13 protein-coding genes are annotated in these 17,486 nt (G+C 64.4%); 7 read left to right on the top strand and 6 right to left on the bottom strand.

Annotated features, from left to right (window positions below; all coding sequences use genetic code 11):
- Window positions 1-343: 343 nt before the first annotated feature.
- Both mdtI and AC1DMG_RS07590 read right to left on the bottom strand, forming a co-directional pair.
- Complete coding sequence (gene mdtI, locus AC1DMG_RS07595; RefSeq protein ID WP_441604867.1) at window positions 344-676, bottom strand: multidrug/spermidine efflux SMR transporter subunit MdtI; 333 nt, start codon at window positions 674-676, stop codon at window positions 344-346.
- The gene (locus AC1DMG_RS07590) at window positions 666-1,019 is read right to left on the bottom strand and encodes an SMR family transporter (protein ID WP_441604868.1); all 354 of its coding nucleotides are present in this window, start codon (window positions 1,017-1,019) and stop codon (window positions 666-668) included. The genes mdtI and AC1DMG_RS07590 overlap by 11 nt, the downstream gene beginning before the upstream one ends.
- Window positions 1,020-1,078: 59 nt before the next feature.
- On the opposite strand from AC1DMG_RS07590, the gene AC1DMG_RS07585 reads away from it, so the two are divergent.
- Window positions 1,079-1,489 (top strand): acyl-CoA thioesterase, encoded by a 411-nt coding sequence (locus AC1DMG_RS07585; protein WP_441604869.1) that lies wholly within the window; start codon window positions 1,079-1,081, stop codon window positions 1,487-1,489.
- Between the two features lie 34 nt (window positions 1,490-1,523).
- Here AC1DMG_RS07585 and AC1DMG_RS07580 read toward each other — a convergent pair whose 3' ends face one another.
- Window positions 1,524-1,892 carry a hypothetical protein gene (locus AC1DMG_RS07580; RefSeq protein ID WP_441604870.1) on the bottom strand — a complete coding sequence of 123 codons (369 nt, stop codon included), beginning with the start codon at window positions 1,890-1,892 and terminating at the stop codon, window positions 1,524-1,526.
- A 147-nt stretch (window positions 1,893-2,039) separates the two neighbouring features.
- The gene (locus tag AC1DMG_RS07575; protein WP_477175112.1) at window positions 2,040-3,167 is read right to left on the bottom strand and encodes an FAD-dependent oxidoreductase; all 1,128 of its coding nucleotides are present in this window, start codon (window positions 3,165-3,167) and stop codon (window positions 2,040-2,042) included.
- A gap of 190 nt (window positions 3,168-3,357) precedes the next feature.
- On the opposite strand from AC1DMG_RS07575, the gene AC1DMG_RS07570 reads away from it, so the two are divergent.
- Window positions 3,358-5,400 carry an amidohydrolase family protein gene (locus AC1DMG_RS07570; RefSeq protein ID WP_477175113.1) on the top strand — a complete coding sequence of 681 codons (2,043 nt, stop codon included), beginning with the start codon at window positions 3,358-3,360 and terminating at the stop codon, window positions 5,398-5,400.
- A gap of 35 nt (window positions 5,401-5,435) precedes the next feature.
- On the top strand, window positions 5,436-6,197 hold the full coding sequence (locus tag AC1DMG_RS07565) for a bestrophin-like domain (RefSeq protein WP_477175114.1): 762 nt from the start codon (window positions 5,436-5,438) through the stop codon (window positions 6,195-6,197).
- Between the two features lie 3 nt (window positions 6,198-6,200).
- Here the strand turns inward: AC1DMG_RS07565 and AC1DMG_RS07560 are convergent, their stop codons facing one another.
- Entirely contained in the window at window positions 6,201-7,100 is a 900-nt protein-coding gene (locus AC1DMG_RS07560; RefSeq protein WP_441604874.1) for a LysR family transcriptional regulator, read from the bottom strand.
- A gap of 112 nt (window positions 7,101-7,212) precedes the next feature.
- Between AC1DMG_RS07560 and AC1DMG_RS07555 the strand changes: the two genes are divergently transcribed.
- A complete protein-coding gene (locus tag AC1DMG_RS07555) occupies window positions 7,213-8,208 on the top strand; it encodes an aldo/keto reductase (protein ID WP_477180362.1) in 996 nt (331 codons plus the stop codon).
- 262 nt (window positions 8,209-8,470) lie between these two features.
- On the opposite strand, the gene AC1DMG_RS07550 is transcribed toward AC1DMG_RS07555, so the two are convergent.
- On the bottom strand, window positions 8,471-9,553 hold the full coding sequence (locus tag AC1DMG_RS07550) for an oxidoreductase (RefSeq protein WP_441604876.1): 1,083 nt from the start codon (window positions 9,551-9,553) through the stop codon (window positions 8,471-8,473).
- A 134-nt stretch (window positions 9,554-9,687) separates the two neighbouring features.
- Between AC1DMG_RS07550 and AC1DMG_RS07545 the strand changes: the two genes are divergently transcribed.
- From AC1DMG_RS07545 to AC1DMG_RS07535, 3 genes are all read left to right on the top strand, one after another.
- Window positions 9,688-10,107, top strand: coding sequence for a cupin domain-containing protein (locus tag AC1DMG_RS07545; RefSeq protein ID WP_441604877.1), 420 nt, complete (start codon window positions 9,688-9,690; stop codon window positions 10,105-10,107).
- A gap of 322 nt (window positions 10,108-10,429) precedes the next feature.
- A complete protein-coding gene (locus tag AC1DMG_RS07540) occupies window positions 10,430-15,025 on the top strand; it encodes an autotransporter-associated beta strand repeat-containing protein (RefSeq protein WP_477180361.1) in 4,596 nt (1,531 codons plus the stop codon).
- A 185-nt stretch (window positions 15,026-15,210) separates the two neighbouring features.
- Window positions 15,211-17,475 (top strand): TonB-dependent receptor, encoded by a 2,265-nt coding sequence (locus tag AC1DMG_RS07535; RefSeq protein WP_477180360.1) that lies wholly within the window; start codon window positions 15,211-15,213, stop codon window positions 17,473-17,475.
- Window positions 17,476-17,486: the final 11 nt, after the last annotated feature.

Below are 17,486 nucleotides of genomic sequence, written 5' to 3'. Positions count from 1 at the left end.
GTACACCGCAGCGTGGCTGTCGCGCACAGGGTGCGCTCCCACAGACAAGAGGGCGCGGCGGGGGAATGCAGCGAGGCCCGGCTTTAAGTCCTCAGCGATTCGGGCGCGTTGCGCAGCGCTTGGAAGTATCCCCTGTGTACCCTCGGAGGTTGTCCCATGACGGCGTGCCTCGAGCGTTCGGGCTTATCCCATCACAATGCTGCGGGCGTTATAGGCCATTTTCTTTGGGTTACTTTTCTTTTGGGCCAGCAAAAGAAATGTGACTCGAGCGGCGGCAGCCGTTCGAAACGCCCGCCGCGTAGGCGGCCAGATCGCGGAATCGCAACGCATCAACCGCCCCCCCTCACGCAAACTTCAACAAACAAACCCCCACCGTGATCAACCCCAACCCCACCCACCCCTCCCCCCGCAACCTCTCCCCAAACACCGCGATCCCCAACACCGCCGTCGCCATCAACCCCACCCCGCCCCACACGCCATACGCCACCGACAACTGAATCCCGCGTATGGCAAAACTCAACGCCGTAAACGCCGCCAACGCGCACGCAATCGCGGCCACAGCCGGCCGCTTGTAGGCAAACCCATGCGACTGCTTCATCAGCACATTGGCCGCGATCTCCAGCACGATCGCGATGGCGAGGTAAAGCAAATGGACAGGTTCGAACTCAGGAAGCATGACGGCTCCCTTCAGGCGCTTCGTCTGTGCCGCGCTCCAGCAGCACGATCCCGGCGATGATCAGGGCGATCGCCGCCAGCTTGATCGGCTTGAGGTCTTCGGCAAACAGCCAGGCGCTGCACAAGGTGATGAGTACCAGGCCCAGGCTTTCCCATGCGCCATAGGCCACTGCGAGCGGGATGACCTTCACCGCCATCGCCAGGCAGGTATAGGACAGCACCAGCATCACGTACATCGTCGACAGGCCGATGGTCAGGTAGCCGTGATGGGCGCCGAGTTTCATCGCCAACGTGCCGGCGACTTCGGTGACAATAGCCGCGGCCATGAAAAGCCAGTGACGCATGTGGTTCTCCTTGTCGGGCACCGCGACCCCATCCTACCCTCGCCCTCCCCGATCACGCCATGAACCCAATCAACGCCCTGTCCGCCACTCCCACGCTGCCTGAGGCACGCCTGCTCGAGATGGTGTTTCCCGATCACACCAACCACCTGGGCACGCTGTTCGGCGGACAGGCCTTGGCATGGATGGACAAGGCGGCCTTCATCGTCGCCTCGCGCCACGCCCGTCGCACGGTGGTCACCGCGCGCTCCGAAGAAGTGAATTTCAAGGTGCCCGTGCGCACGGGCCAGCTGGCCGAACTGGTTGCACGTATCGTGCACGTGGGCCACAGCTCGATGACGGTGGAAGTGGAACTGACGGGCGAAGACCCGCTCACCGGCGATCGCCGCGTCTGCACCACCGGCCGTTTCGTGATGGTTGCGCTCGACTCGAACGGCACGCCGGCGACGGTGCCGCCGTTGCCGGTCGTCTAAGCATGGGTGGCGGCCGCGCGCGGCCGCCCACATCTCAGCGCAGATGCAGCCAGTGCAAGTGGACGCCGTTGTCGCGGTCTTCCGCGCGGAAGCCTTCGCGGCCCTCGACCACGATGCCCCACACGCTGCGCAGCTTTTCGCCCTGCGGCTCGTCCACCCGCACCTGTTCGCCCAGTGCGATGGCGTAGCGGGTCTCGAGCATCATCACCTGGTCGCGTTCCCACACCAGCACGGCCGGGCGGCCGCTGGAAGCGCCCCAGCCCAGGTGGATCTGCACATCCTTGGGGGTATAGGTGCCGCGGTTGTCGAGCTTCCAGTTTTCTGATCGACGCAATAACGCCTGCAGGCGAGGATCGGCCCAATCCACGCGATTACCCTTCACGTGCGGCTTGTGTGCGTTCATGCGTTTGCTACATCCCATCGGGCGATACGACAGCGTCGCGGCGTTTGGCACGGCGACAACAGGACACCGCGCCATCGTCGTGGTCGGATGTCGCGTATGCCCGGTTATCGGCCGTGCGGGGGCGAACTTGAGGCTGGCCTGCCCTGCCTAGCGACGCGTCTTCAGCGGGTGATCGAGGCCGCCGGCGGTGCGCATCATCAGTTGCCGCGCAAACGAAAGATGTCCCGCCACGGGCACCACGCCGTCGCGGATCCAGCGCAGCCACGGCGGCCGTCCATGTACCACGCGCGTCAGCGCGCCGATGCGGCGCACGACGGACTTGTGCACGGCGTGGCGTAGCGAGGCATAGTCGTTCATCCGGCCCATGTCGCCGGCCAGTGCGTCGGCGGCGCAATCGGCATAGACATAGGCGTCCTCGATCCCGAGGTTCATGCCGCGCGCGCCGATCGGCGAATGGATGTGCGCGGCGTCGCCACCCAGCGCCACGCGCCCCACGCCAGCCTGCGATGCCACGCGATGGCTGACGTGGAATTGCGATTCCCACGACACCTGGCCCAGCGTGCCGTAGCGTCGCATGCTCGCCAGCGGATCATGCGTGTTGCCGATCACCCGCCACACGTCGTTGGCGAGCCGCAGCAGGAAGATGAAGCCGTCGCGCTCGAACAGGATGTGCGCGCGATTGGGATCGAACGAGGTCTGCATCGCCACGTCCCACAGCAACCAGGGTTCGGCCAGGCCGCTGCCGGGAAAATCGAGCTTCAGCGCGGCACGCGTGGCGCTGCGCGCGCCATCGGCGCCGAACAGCAGACGGCTGGTGACCTGCTCGGCGCCGCCATCGGCGTGCTGCAGGGTGGCCGTGACTTCGGTGAGGTCTTGCGACAACGCGTGGAAGGTGACGCCGCGCTCCACCGTCACGCCTTGCGCCGCCAGGGCCTTGGCCAGCAGCGCCTCGGTACGCGCCTGCGGCAGCACGGTCATGACCGATCGCGCGTGCTGTGCGGGCGGCAGGTCGAACGCGAGCACATCGTGGCCGTCCTCGTGCAAGGTGGCGCCGCGCACGGGCCATCCTTCGGCGACGATCTGGTCGGCAACACCGGTGCTCTGGAGCATCTCCAGCGTCCGGCTGTTCACCGCCAATGCCTTGGATGTCGTGGCTGCCGCGTGGGCCGTATCGATGATGCGCACGGATACACGCCGATGGGCGAGCAACAATGCTGCGGCCAGCCCCGTGGGACCGGCGCCGACGATAAGCACGTCGGGATGGGTCGATGCCATGCTCGCCTCTCCGAGCCCCTGACACCGGGAGTCTGCCGCCAACGTGCGTGGTCCCAGCGTCAAGAGAGCCCTGCGTGCGCGCATGCGGAAGCGATCAGGACAGCCCTAGCCCATTTGGCACCCCGCCCAGCACTATGGCTTGACGCGCCGGCCAGCCATACTGCGCCGCGAACCCACCGGAGGCTTTCCTATGCGTGCCCCGTTCGTCGCGTTCGTACTTTTTGTGGCGCTGCCCTGCTTCGCCGACACTCCCGCTCCCACCGACTCGCTGGCCACGCCGCCAGCCAATGCGCAGCGCTTTTCCATCGTGTCCACCGCCGGCAAGCACGGCAGCTCGGCGCGCTGGGTTACTGCCGACGGCACACATATGGGCCGCGAAAGCCTGTTGCTGCGCGGCATGGTGACCGAAGTGGACAGCAGCACGACGCTGGGCCGTGACGGCATGATTGAGCGCGTGGTGATCCGCGGCCACACGCCCAACGGCGATGCCGGCGAGACGTTTGCCGTGCAGTCGGGCACGGCCAGTTGGAAGAGTCCGGTGGACGCGGGTTCCGCGCCGTACAGCGCGCCGGCCGAATACGTCGCCTTTGGCGGTCCCTTCGACCTCAATGCCGACCTGGTCGAAAAATTGCTGGCCGCGCCAGACAAGACGCTCACGCTCCTGCCCGGCGGCAAGGCGCACGCGGAAAAACTCACCGTCGCCACGGTGGGCGATGGTGCCAACAAACAGCAAGTGACCGCGTATGCGGTGACCGGCCTCAGCAACACGCCGGTGCCGGTGTGGGTGGATAAGTCCGGGCACTTCTTCGGCTTCGTCAATGGCCTGACGTGGCTGCCGGAAGGTTATGAATCCGCGCTTCCAGTGCTGGAGAAGGCCCAGACTGCTGCGCTCGCCCAGCATGCCAAGGCCATCGTGCCCAAGCTGCTCAAGACGCCGGCCGGCCCGGTGGCTTTCACCAACGTGCGCGCCTTCGTGGACGGCACGCGTTTTGTGGACGGCCAAACGGTGCTGGTGGACAAGGGCGTGATCACCGCCGTGGGCGATGCCGCCTCGATCACCGTGCCCAAGAACACGCAGGTGATCGACGGCAAGGGCAAGACCCTGGTGCCCGGCCTGTGGGATTCGCACCAGCATGTGCCCGATGACGCCAGCGGCCCGATGCTGCTGTCGCTGGGCATCACCTCGGTGCGCGATCCGGGCAACATCAACGAGCAAACGCTCTCGCGCGCCCAGCGTCGCGCCAAGGGTGAATTGCTGGGGCCGCACGTGTATCCGTCGATGCTGATCGACGGCAAGGGCCCGAACGCGGCGCAGGTGGCCACGGTGGCGACCTCGCAGGACGAGGCGATCAAGCTGGCCGACCGCGCCAAGGCCGATGGCTTCAGCGCGATCAAGATCTATGGCACGTTCAACCCGGCCTGGGTGAAAGCGACCGCCGCCGAGGCGCACAAGCAAGGTCTGCACGTGCATGGCCACCTGCCTGCCGGCATGCGTCCGAAGGAGGCCATCGACGATGGCTACGACGAGATCACCCACATCTACTTCGTGATGATGCAGGCGATGCCCGACGAGGTGGTCAAGGCGTCCAATGGCATGGGACGTTTCGAGGGCCCGGGGCGCTATGCGCGCAACGTGGATCTGGACAAGGAGCCGATGAAGTCGCTGATCGCCACCATGGCCCAGCGCCACATCGCCTCCGATCCCACCCTGGTGATCGCCGAAAGTCTGTACGTGCCGGAGAACGGCGATCTCTCGCCTTCGTACGCACCCTACGTCGGCACGCTGCCGCCTGCCGTAGAACGCGGCTTCCGCCAGGGTGGTTTCACCGTGCCCAAGGACCTCACGCGGGCCGACTACCGTGCCAGCTTCGCCAAACTTCAGGCGCTGGTGGGCGCGATGCACAAGGCGGGCGTGCCGATTGTCGCCGGCACCGATGGCACCGGGCTGGAGCTGGTGCGCGAGCTGGAGCTCTACGTGCAGGCCGGCTTCACCAATGCCGAAGCACTCGCCAGCGCCACTGCGGTTACAGCTCATCTGGTGGGCGCCGACGCGCACACCGGCAGCATCCAGAAGGGCAAGAACGCAGACCTGGTCCTGGTCGACGGCAACCCGGCGGTGAATATCGGCGACCTGCGCCATACCGAGGTAGTGATGATGGACGGCAAGCTGATGGATGCCAACGCGCTGCGCACCGAAGGCGGCATCAGCAAGCGACCCGCCTGGGAGGAATAAGGCCTACCGGCGACCACGTCTGAGGAGCAAGCGCCATGACGCACCTGCTGATCTTCCTGCTGATTTTTGCCGGTGTGTTTGGCTGCGCGCTGCTGGGCATGTATGCGCGCACGCGCTTGCCCAATCATCACCTGGATGAGGATTCGGCCTCGTCCATCAAGCTGGCCGCCGGCCTGATCGCCACCATCGCCGCGCTGGTGCTGGGCTTGCTGATCTCGTCGGCCAAGACCTCGTATGACGCGGTCAATGGCGATCTGCAGCGCAACGCGGTGAATATCCTGCGCCTCGATCGCGCGCTGGCGCAGTACGGACCCGAGGCCCAACCGCTGCGCGAGACGCTCAAGCGCAGCTATACCAACTGGGTGGACTTGCTGGCCTCGGGTGACCGCGCGCGGATCGCGCAGCTCGACAGTCCGCAGATCCTCAGCCACGTCAGCGAATTCCAGCGCCGCGTTGGCGCACTGACCCCCACCACGCCGGCCGAGCAGCAATTGAAGGACCGCGCGCTCGATATTTCCGACGAGGTATTCGCTGCACGCTGGCTGGCGCTGATGCAGAAGAACGGCACCATCCCGATGACGCTGTTGCTGGTGCTGGCCGCATGGCTGTGCGTGATCTTTGGAACGTTCGGGCTGTTCGCCCCGCATAACCACACGGTGCTGTTCTTTTTTCTGATATGTGCCCTGTCGGCTTCCGGGGCGATCTACGTGATCCTGGAAATGGATACGCCGCTGACCGGCGTAGTCAGGGTGTCGGTGGCGCCGATGCGCGAAGCGATCAGCCAGATGGATCGGTAGCGCTCAACGCACCTCGCCCATCACCTCGACGATCCAGTCGATGAACACGCGCAGTCGCAACGGCAACTGCCGCTGCGACTGGTACAGCACGCTGATCGGGAACGATGGCGGCGGCATCGCCGGCAGCAGCTCGATCAGCGTGCCGCTGGCCAGTGCCTCGTCCACCCGATAGCGCGGAAACTGCGCGATGCCGAGCCCTGCCTCGCAGCAGGCGAGGTAAGCCTCGGTACCGCTCACCACAATCGGCGCGGGCAGCGTCACTTCGCGCATGCGCTTGCCCACCATGAATTCCAGTGGCGAGGTGCGGCGCGTGGTGGGGGATGCCCAGTCCACCGCCACGTGTCCGTTTTGCAGATCCGCCAGCGTCTGCGGCATGCCATGACGCTGCACGTAGGCGACGCTTGCCACGGTGGCCTGCGAGAGATTGGCCACGCGCCGGCCGACCATGGTCGAATCGGGCAGATCGCCGGCACGCAGCACGCAGTCCACGCCTTCGCGCACCAGATCGATAAAGCGGTCGCTGGTGCCGATATCCAGCTCGATCTTCGGATAGCGCGCAAGAAATTCCGGCAGCGCCGGAATCAACACCAGGCGCGCCAGCGAGGAGGCCAGGTCGATGCGCAATCGACCCTTGGGCACCGCGGCCGCCTCGCGAAAATCCGCCTCCACCGCATCGAGGTCCGCAAGCAGGCGTACGCAATGGTTGTAATAAACCTCGCCATCGCGGGTGGGCCGCACCTGCCGGGTGGTGCGCTGGAGCAGGTGGGCGCCCACGTGTTCTTCCAGCCGCTTGATGGTGTGGGTCAGGGTGGCGCGCGGCAGGCTGAGGTCATCGGCCGCGCGGGTAAAGCTGCCCATTTCGACGATACGGGTGAAGACCCGCATGGCTTGCAGACGATCCATGGCGATTGTTGACCATTTCGACAACAGACATGGCGATTATTGAGCATTTATCGCCAGACTGTCATGACTAACAATGCATGGCCAGCCTCCCCACCCTCCCAAGGAACGCCCCATGCATATGCGACAGCTCGGCAAGAATGGTCCCTCCGTCTCCGCCCTCGGCCTCGGCTGCATGGGCATGAGCGATTTCTACGGCAGCCAGCGCAACGACGCCGAATCGATCGCCACCATCCACCACGCACTGGAACGTGGCTTCAACTTCCTCGACACCGCCGATGTCTACGGCCCGCACACCAATGAGGTGCTGGTGGGCAAAGCGCTCAAGGATCGCCGCGAGCAGGCCTTCCTCGCCACCAAGTTCGGCATCGTGCGCGATCCCAACGACCCGGCCAAGCGCGGCATCAATGGCCGCCCCGAGTATGTACGTGCCTCCTGCGAAGCCAGCCTCAAGCGACTGGGCGTGGAATACATCGACCTCTACTACCAGCACCGCGTGGACATCGACGTGCCGATCGAGGAAACCGTGGGCGCCATGGCCGAGCTGGTGAAGGCCGGCAAGGTGCGCCATCTGGGTTTGTCCGAAGCCTCCGGCGCCACGCTGGAGCGGGCGGCCAAGGTGCATCCGATCGCGGCGCTGCAGGTGGAATTTTCGCTGTGGACGCGCGATCCGCAGGAGAACGGCATGCTCGAATCCTCGCGCAAGACCGGCACCAGCATCGTGGCGTATTCGCCGCTGGGTCGCGGTTTTCTCACCGGCGCTTTCCGCAGCCCGGAGGATTTCGAAGCTGACGACTACCGCCGCCAGAGCCCGCGTTTCCAGGGCGAGAATTTCTTCCGCAACCTGGAACTGGTGGACAAGGTGAACGCGATTGCCGCCGAGAAGGGCTGCACGCCGGCTCAGCTGGCGCTGGCCTGGGTGCTGGCACAGGGTGAGAATGTGTTCGCCATTCCCGGCACCCGCTATCGCGACCGGCTGGATGAAAACCTGGGTGCGATGGATGTGACGCTCGATGCGGCTGAACTGCGGGCGATCGATGCCGTGTTCCCGCCGGACGCCGCCGCGGGTGCGCGCTACGCCGGGCCGATGATGCAGACGGTGAATCGCTGATTTCGCAGGCTCCTGGCTGGCCTGACAAACGGCCATCCAGTTTCTGACCAAACGGGTAAGACTTCGCTTACATCGAAATCTCGAAGCCTCGGGCAATCTAACCAGGTCGCGGTTTCCACGAACCCCGGCAGCCCGGATCGGTCGCCCCCCTAGAGCCGATCCGTGAGGCCCCCGAAAGGGGGCCTTTTTTTATGGGCCACTCACGGCCACTGCGTGCTTCGCTCACCGGGCGGATCGGCTTGTTCACGCCCATAGGCAACGCTCAGTTGGATGCGGCGTGCCATGCCTCCCGTTCATCGGCATCCAGCTCCAGGGCTACCGCCCGATGTTCCGCCGCCGATTGCATCGCAGCCTCGATCACCGCCATCACCGTGATCGCCTGGCGCGCCGTGACGGGAGCGGGGCCTCGCCCGAGCACTGCGTCGCGGAAGGCCGCGTAATAGCGACTCTGGTCGCCCCGGGGCGTGGTCAGATGCGTGACCTGGCCGTCACCGTCGTACAGCAGCAGATCATCCGGATCGATGCCCCATTCAGCGTTGCCGGGACGCATGCCGGCGATCAGTTGCGCTTCCTGCACGTCGATCTTCGGCTTGACCAGGCTGCCCTGCGTGCCGTGCACGGTGAAGCGCGCACTGCCGCCCGCCACCAGCATGCCCGCGTGCAGGATCACGCGACGCTCGCCGTACTCGAGCACCACATGCGCCCAGTCGGTGACTTCACCGCCATCGCGCTGGGTGGCCAGACTGGCCCATACGCGCTCGGGCAAACCGAACAGCGACAAGGCCTGATCCACCAGATGCGGCCCCAGGTCGTACCACAGGCCGCTGCCCGCGCCCGCCTGCTCGCGCCAGCGTGCACGCACCTGCGGACGAAAGCGGTCGATATGCGATTCGAAATGCGTCACCTCGCCCAGCGTGCCCTGCGCGATCAGCTGCCGCACGCCGAGGAAGTCGCTATCCCAGCGACGATTCTGGAACACCGACAGCACGCGCCCCTGCTGCTGGGCGATGGCGGCCAGGTTGCGGGCCTGCGCCAGATCGAGCGCGAAGGGCTTGTCCACCACCACGTGCTTGCCCGCTTCCAGCGCGGCGCGCGCCAGCGGCGCATGGGTGTCGTTGGGCGAGGCGATCACCACGATGTCCACCTGGGGATCCGCAAGAACTTTTGCGATGTCGGCGATGACGTCCACCTCAGGCAAGTCCGCGCGCACCTTGTTGGCATCGCGCGATACCACCGTGCGCAGCGCCAGGCCGGGCACGCTGCGGATCAGGGGCGCATGGAAGGTCTTGCCGGCAAATCCATAGCCGATCAGCGCCACGTGCAAGGGAGTGGAGGGGTCGTTCATCGTGACTCGGGCGGTACGGGGGAGACCCATGATAGGCCACCGCCGTCGACGATCCGTCGGAAACGGCTTCGCGCCGCGCTAACGTTTTCGCGCGCACCATCCGCAGCGATTCCGCTTGTGCCGAGGATGCCGCCATGTCACTCCGTCCCGTGCTGATCGCCGCCCTGCTCGCGGCCGCTGGTGTGAGCAGCCACGTCGTCGCGCAGGATGCGCCGGCCGCCAATGCGCCGCAGGCCAAGCGCACCATCCTCGACCAGCACGAGCAAAGCGGTGTGCCGGGCACCGAGATCGTGCTTGGCACGGCCGATATTCCTCCCGGCGGCGCGGTGGGCTGGCATATGCACAACGGCGATGAATCGGGTTATGTGCTGAAAGGCAATCTCGTGCTCAAGACGCGCGGCAAACCCGATCAGGTGCTGAAGGCGGGCGATCACTTCTTCAATCCGCGCGGCGCCGTGCACAGTCTTGCGGCGGCACCGGGCAGCGACGGCGGCACAGCGCTATCGACGTGGATCATCGACAAGGGCAAGCCGCTGGCCGAGCCGGTGAAGTGACGCATTACTGCGTTCTCAAGAATACGCGCTGAGTGTGACAACCGCTGCCGCGCGTCATCGCGCCGCACAGCACTTAGGTCACCACTGACAGAAATTCCGCTGAAATTCGCTGCGGAACGAGGCGTTCGTGCGCGTGGCACTTCACGAACAAGTCACCGCCACGATGTTACTCAACCACCCCRTCTGCCCTTGTATCGATAGGGACGGGGTTATGCGCGAAGGCTTGCAACGACGGCCGTGTCATCCGGCGAAGCCCTGCAACAGCGGCGCCCATCGACATCACGCTACATACCCGCCCCCTAAGCTGCTCTTCGCCTGCTTGATGACCGCGCTGTCATCATCCGCCTTCGCGAACTGCGCACTGCAGCCCGATGGCGTCACCGTCATCTGCAATACCAACGCGCCCAATCCCTATACCAGCAGCATCAATGCGATCACGGTGGGCAGCGGCACACTCGTCATTCCGGGCAATGGCGCCAAAGTGATCGTCAATACCGGTGCAGGCATCGCCACCACCGGCGCCGCCGTGCAGGTGAACAACAACAGCTCGGTCACCAATGGCGGCAGCATCAGCACGACCTTCATCAATGCCTATGGCATATGGGCGGGTGATCCCAACAATGCATCGAGCACCACCGTCGGCTTCGGCAACACACTGGAGAACGACGGCACGATCAGGACCACGGGCAGCAATTCGGTCGGCATCTTTGCGCGCACTGCCAATCGTACGGCCGGCAATGTCCTGATCAATCGCGGCAGGATCGATACCTTCGGCTCGATTTCCGGCACCAGCCCACGGTCATCGTCCGCCGGCATTCGCTCAGACAGCGTGGTGGCCAGCACCATCCTCAACTACGGCATCGTGGCGGCCCACGGCGCGTACGCAACGATTGCCAGCGGCAACACCGTGGCAATCGCCGGCAATGGCGTGGAAATGGCGGGCCCCGGCACCTTCACCAACGAAGCCGGCGCCAGCGTGACCAGCGACAACGCTTATGGTTTCTACGGCAACGGTCCCAATGCGAACGGCATCACGGTGATCAATGCGGGCACGCTCAGCGGCAGCCGCGGTGCCATCCTGTTCGGCGCGGGACAGTCCAACAACACGGTGATGCTGGAAGCGGGTTCCACCACCACGGGCTCGATCAACGCAGGCGTGGGCGGCAGCAATAACACGCTGGTGTTCGATGGCTTTAGCTCCACCGCGTTTGCCAACGCCATTCCCAACTGGCAACTGGTGGCGCTGCGCAACAGCGCGAATGTCACGCTATCCGGTGCCAGTTATGCGCTGACCAATCTATCGCTTGACCCGGGTACGACAGCGACTTTCACCGCACCTGCGTTGACCATCGGTGGGCAGATCAATGACAACGGCACGCTCGTGTTCGCCAGCGCGAGCAATCTCAATATCACCGCGCCTATCCAGGGCAGCGGTGCGGTGACGCAGGCGGGCAACGGCACGCTGGTGCTGTCGGGTGCCGGCACATACACGGGGCCAACCACCGTCGCCAGTGGAATATTGCAAGCCGGCGGCGCCAACCTGCTCTCGCCTGCCAGCGCGTTCAACGTCAACAGTGGCGCCACGCTGGATCTGGGTAACGCCAATCAGACCATCGGCAGCCTCGCGGGCGCGGGCGCCGTGAACCTGGGTGCGGGGACACTCACCACGGGCGGTCTGGGAACATCCACGTCCTTTGGCGGCGTGATCGCCGGGGGCGGCGGGCTGGTAAAAACCGGCGCCGGCAGCATGACGCTCACCGGCGCCAACAGCTACACCGGCGGTACCACCATCAGCAGTGGCGCGTTGCAGTTGGGCGATGGCGGCAGCACAGGCAGCATCGTCGGTGACGTGACTGACAACGGCTCGCTGGTGTTCAACCGCAGCGATGTCTCGACCTACGCGGGCACGATTTCCGGCGCTGGATCGGTCACGCAACAAGGCACCGGCACTACCGTGCTCACGGCCAACCATACCTACACCGGCGGCACCACGATCAATGCGGGAACACTGCAACTGGGCGATGGCGGCAGCAGTGGCAGCATCGTTGGCGACGTGGTGGACAATGGCGCCCTCGTATTCAACCGCGGCGACGTGTCGACATACGCGGGCGTGATATCCGGCGCAGGTTCGGTGACGCAGCAAGGCGCCGGAACCACCGTGCTCACTGGCAACAGCACCTATGGCGGCGGCACCACGATCAATGCGGGTGCACTGCAACTGGGCGATGGCGGCACCAGCGGCAGCATCGTCGGCGACGTGGTGGACAACGGTGCCTTGGTGTTCAACCGCAGCGATATCTCGACCTTCGCAGGCGCGATTTCCGGTGCCGGATCGGTAACGCAGCAAGGCACTGGCACCACCGTGCTCACCGCTGGCAACACTTACGCCGGTGGCACCACGATCAGCGCAGGAACGCTGCAACTAGGCGATGGCGGCAGCAGCGGCAGCCTGGTCGGCGACGTCATCGACAACGGCGCGTTGGTGTTCAATCGCAGCGACAACACGACGTTTTCCGGCCTTATTTCCGGTAGCGGCTTGGTGACGCAGCAGGGCACCGGCACTACGGTGCTCACCGCCAACAACAGCTATACCGGCGGCACTACCATCAGTGCCGGCACCTTGCAGCTGGGCAATGGCGGCGCCAGTGGCAGCATCGTCGGCGACGTGACCAACAACGGCGCGCTCGTCTTCAATCGGAACGATGTGTCAACGTTCGCCGGTGCGATCTCCGGCAGCGGCGCGGTGATTCAGCAAGGCACGGGCACTACGGTGCTCACCGGCAACAGCAGCTATACCGGCGGCACCACGATACAAGCAGGCATGCTTCAGCTAGGCAATGGTGGCACCAGCGGAAGCATCGTCGGTGATGTCACGAACAACGGGCGACTGATCATCGATCGCTCAGACACGGCCACCATCCCTGGCGTCATTTCCGGCACCGGCAGCGTGAAGCAGCTCGGCAGCGGCACCACGATCTTCACCGGCGACAACACCTATACCGGCGGCACGGTGATCGCCAACGGAGCCTTGCAACTGGGCAACGGCGGAACGAGTGGCAGCATCGTGGGCGATGTGCAGGATGGCGGCACGCTGGTCTTCAACCGCTCGGACACGGTCACCTTCAACGGCGTCATCAGCGACTGGACGAATACCACGCCCGACCCGATTGGCAGTTTGCAGCAGAACGGCACTGGCACCACCGTGCTTACCGCACTCAATACTTACAGCGGCACGACGTCGGTGAATGCAGGCACGCTGGTGGTGGGCAACGTGCCCAACAGCACCGCAGCGATTGCGGGCGGCGGCGCGGTGCATGTGGCCGGCGGCGCCACGCTGGGCGGCTACGGCATGATCGGCAATTTCGACGGTTCGGGTGGTCCGGTGACCAACGACGGCACGATTGCCGTGGCCGATGCGCTGCCGTTGTTCCAGGGCGGCAGCAAGGGCGACTTTTCGATCAACGGCACGTTGACCAACAACAACCTGATCCAGCTGGCGGGCGCAGGCGTGGGCAACAGCTTGTTCGTCGGCAACCTGGTGGGTCAGGGCAATTCGCGTATCGCGATGAATACCGTGCTGAGCGACGACACATCCAACTCGGATTTGCTGGTCGTCAGCAAAGGCACCACCAGCGGGCATACGGTGCTCAATATCACCAACGTCGGCGGCCTGGGCGCCACCACGCCGGGTAACGGCATTCTGGTGGTGGCCGCCTCCKGGCTGGCGGTCACCACGCCCGATGCTTTCGCGCTCGGCACGTCGCTGGAGGCTGGCCCTTATCAATATGCCTTGTTCAAGGGTGCACGCGATGCGTCGTCGCCCGAATCCTGGTATCTGCGCTCGGAAGATCCCAGTCCTCCCGCCGAGGTGCTCGATGCGCTGGGCATTACGATGCCCGCGCCTGGTACGCCGACGGCGACGCGACCCTATGTGGCGTATTACCGGCCTGAGGTATCGCTGTACACCGCCCTCCCTTCGATGGCGCTCAACTACGGCAGGGCGCTGATAGGCACGTTGCACGAGCGCGTGGGCGAAGAGGAACAGCTGCGCGATCTGTCGGGCGATGGTTTCGGCGCCAGCGGCGTGTGGGCACGCGTGATCGGTCAGGACGGGCAATGGGATGCGAAGAGCGGCGGCATCTATCGCGATGGTCCTTCGTTCGACGACAACATGGTCGCGGTGCAAGCTGGTCTGGATCTTTATCGCGATGAACACGACGACGGCGCACGCGACTTTGCCGGCGTACTCTCGTCGGTCGGCCACGGCCATGGTGGCGTGACCAACTACGACGACACCTCGGCGGGCAACGACCGCTTTGATTCCTATTCCATTGGCGGCTACTGGACGCGCTTTGGCGCGAAGGACTGGTACCTCGATGGCGTCGTTCAAGGCACCTGGTACGACGCCAAGTCATCGAACGAACAGCAGAGTCTTGCCACCCACGGATTTGGCACGACGCTGTCGCTGGAGGGCGGCTACCCGTTCACCTTTGCCAGCGGCTGGTCACTCGAACCGCAGAGCCAGGTGATCTACCAGTCGCTGCATCTCAATAGTGCGAACGATAGCTCGGCGCACGTGCAGTTCCGCGACGCCGATTCACTCGCCGCACGCCTGGGCGGGCGGGCGTCGCGTACCTGGGAGTGGGACCAGACGAGCAAGCCCCGCCTGCTGTCGGGGTGGTTCTTCGCCAACCTCTGGCATGAGTTCAAGTCCGATGCGGTCACCCTGTTCTCCTCGCAGACCGGCAATATCCCGTTCCATTCGGATCTGGGCGGCAGCTGGTGGGAGTTGGGCACCGGCCTGAGCGCGCAGTTGAGCAAGAGCGCGTCGCTGTATGCCACGATCAGCTATGACAAGGGTTTCAACGACGGCGTGAAGGCTGTCAACGGAAACCTGGGCATGCGCATTAACTGGTAGGCGCCTCCGCAGTGAAGCCGTTCAGGCCAGGCCTAAGTCGGCGCTAAGCAAACCGCCACTGCGCATCACCCCTGTGAAACGGAACTGTCAAATGGCGAACCCACGCTAGTGCACTGAATCCAGCCACTACTCGGGCCGCCATGTCTTCCTCTTTCCGTCGGCGCTATCACGCGTCGCAGCTTGTCTTGCGTCCTCTTTCCAGCGCAGTCGCGCTCGCCCTGCTTGCCAGCCTGTCGCTCAGCCTGCCCGCGCGTGCCGCCGATACCGATACGACGGCAGCCAGCACACCGGCGGACGCTTCGCCGTCCAAGCCCAGCGCCAATGCCTTGAGGGCACCGAAGGAACTGGAAGAAGTGGAAGTGCAGGGCTCTTCTGCGACCTCGGCCATCACCCAGGCGCCGACCCAGGCCGACCTCAACATCACCCAGCCGCAGTCGGTGATTGGGCTGGACTGGATCAGCAACCATGTGGCGCCCACGGCCGACTACGCCACGATCGCGGCGATCGCGCCGGGCGTGACCAATGTGAGCACGGCCGGCCCCGGCTTGGGCGAATCCAAGCAGATGACGCTGCGTGGCTTCAATGACAACTCCTTCAACGTCACCTACGACGGCATTCCGTTTGGCGACACCAACGACTTCAGCCATCACACCAGCAGCTACTTCCCGGCCAAGATGATCGGCCAGGTTCTCATTGATCGCGGCCCCGGCAGCGCCAGCACGATTGGCGAGGCGACGTTCGGCGGCACCGTGGCGCTGAGCTCGAAGGACCCGACCGATTCGTTCTCGTTCATTCCCACGCAAAGCTTCGGCAGCTACGACACCTCGCTGACCCATCTGGAGCTCAACACGGGCAAGCTCGACGATCTCGGTGGCGGCAAGCTGATCGCCAGCGCGCAGTACATCAGCACTGATACCGCCAAGACCGACGGCGACACCTCGCGCAAGACGGGCTATATCAAATATGTGCAGCCGATCGGCAGCAACACTGAGATCACCTTCCTCAGCAACTACAACTACATCCGCTTCAACAACCCGAACCTCAGCTCGCTGACGTTGCAGCAGATCGACCAGTTGGGCCGCAATTTCGGCCTCAACAACGATCCCACCAGCACCAATTGCGCCTGCTACAACTTCCAGACCAAGCAGACCGACCTGGAATACCTGGGCATCCACAGCCTGCTGTCGGACACCTGGTCGGTGGACAACAAGGTCTATACCTACGCCTACGACAACACCAGCCACGAGAGCCCCTACGTGGGCACCAAGGCATCGCCGACCAACATGGGCGGCTACGTGAAGATCAACAACTACCGCGCCTGGGGCGATGTGTTCCAGCTGGTGCACGCCGACGACCACGGCCAGTTCCGCACCGGCGGCTGGTACGAGTACACCAACAACGAGCGCAGCAGCATCGCCATCGACTACGGCCGCGACGGCGCCATCGATGTGAAGCCGGGCGCGTCGACGTTTGGCACGTTCAACAGCAAGGGCGTGTACAGCGGGCCGTACAAGTACACCATGAAGGACCAGCTGCACACCGGCCAGCTTTACGCCGAGTACGAGTGGTACGCGTACGACGGCCTGAGCATCACGCCGGGCGTGAAGTACTTCAACGTGAGCCGCGACATCGAGGCGCCGATCAACCAGACCAGCAAGACGCCGCTGTACTACAGCCAGAGCTGGGACAAGACGCTGGGTTACCTCACCGCCAACTATCTGTTGCGCGATGACTGGAGCATCTACGCCACCGCAGCGCAGGGCATGCTCACGCCCAACCTCAACGAGTTCTACGTGCCCAATCCGGCGCTCGACAACACCAAGCCCGAGCAGACGATGAACTACCAGTTCGGCACGGTCTACAAGACTGAGCGCTTCAATGCCGACGCCGATGTGTACTTCATCAACTTCAAGAACTACCAGTTCTCCACCACCGTGCCCGGTACCACCGATGCGGTCTACTACCTGGCCAAGGGCGCGTACATCAAGGGTATCGAAGGCGAGCTCACCTATTACGTAGGTTCGGGCACCAGCGTGTTTGCCAACGGTTCGCTGCAGGACGCGACGTTCAAGGGCTCCAAGCTCGATATCCCCAATGTGCCGGACCGCACGGCCGCGCTGGGCGTGATGTATGAGAACGACGGCTTCTTCGCCTCGCTGTACGACAAGTATTCCGGCAGCCAGAAGGCGTACAACTCCAGCTTCAATCCGGACGTGGCCTCCTCGGTGACCTCGACCATCGGCACCGGTGGCTACTGGCAGGCGGCGATGAGCGTGGGCTACGGCCAGAACCTCACCGGTTCGTGGATCAAGAGTTACAAGGTGCGCCTGCAGGTGGACAACTTGTTTGATGYGCACAACCTGGTGATCAACTCGGTGAGCGGCAACGTGGGGTCGTACTACGTGCTGCCGGGGCGCAGCTGGTTCGCCTCCGTGTCGCTGGCGCTGTGACGGGGGAGTTC

It is taken from the genome of Dyella sp. 01N36, from assembly GCF_056399745.1.
Note: the sequence above shows the minus strand (reverse complement) of the source record. Positions and strands in the feature narration are given on the sequence as shown.

Bases quoted from the DNA above. Each gene is read 5' to 3' on its own strand.
- mdtI (WP_441604867.1), bottom strand. From the start codon at position 676: ATGCTTCCTGAGTTCGAACCTGTCCATTTGCTTTACCTCGCCATCGCG.
- AC1DMG_RS07590 (WP_441604868.1), bottom strand. From the start codon at position 1,019: ATGCGTCACTGGCTTTTCATGGCCGCGGCTATTGTCACCGAAGTCGCC.
- AC1DMG_RS07585 (WP_441604869.1), top strand. From the start codon at position 1,079: ATGAACCCAATCAACGCCCTGTCCGCCACTCCCACGCTGCCTGAGGCA.
- AC1DMG_RS07580 (WP_441604870.1), bottom strand. From the start codon at position 1,892: ATGAACGCACACAAGCCGCACGTGAAGGGTAATCGCGTGGATTGGGCC.
- AC1DMG_RS07575 (WP_477175112.1), bottom strand. From the start codon at position 3,167: ATGGCATCGACCCATCCCGACGTGCTTATCGTCGGCGCCGGTCCCACG.
- AC1DMG_RS07570 (WP_477175113.1), top strand. From the start codon at position 3,358: ATGCGTGCCCCGTTCGTCGCGTTCGTACTTTTTGTGGCGCTGCCCTGC.
- AC1DMG_RS07565 (WP_477175114.1), top strand. From the start codon at position 5,436: ATGACGCACCTGCTGATCTTCCTGCTGATTTTTGCCGGTGTGTTTGGC.
- AC1DMG_RS07560 (WP_441604874.1), bottom strand. From the start codon at position 7,100: ATGGATCGTCTGCAAGCCATGCGGGTCTTCACCCGTATCGTCGAAATG.
- AC1DMG_RS07555 (WP_477180362.1), top strand. From the start codon at position 7,213: ATGCATATGCGACAGCTCGGCAAGAATGGTCCCTCCGTCTCCGCCCTC.
- AC1DMG_RS07550 (WP_441604876.1), bottom strand. From the start codon at position 9,553: ATGAACGACCCCTCCACTCCCTTGCACGTGGCGCTGATCGGCTATGGA.
- AC1DMG_RS07545 (WP_441604877.1), top strand. From the start codon at position 9,688: ATGTCACTCCGTCCCGTGCTGATCGCCGCCCTGCTCGCGGCCGCTGGT.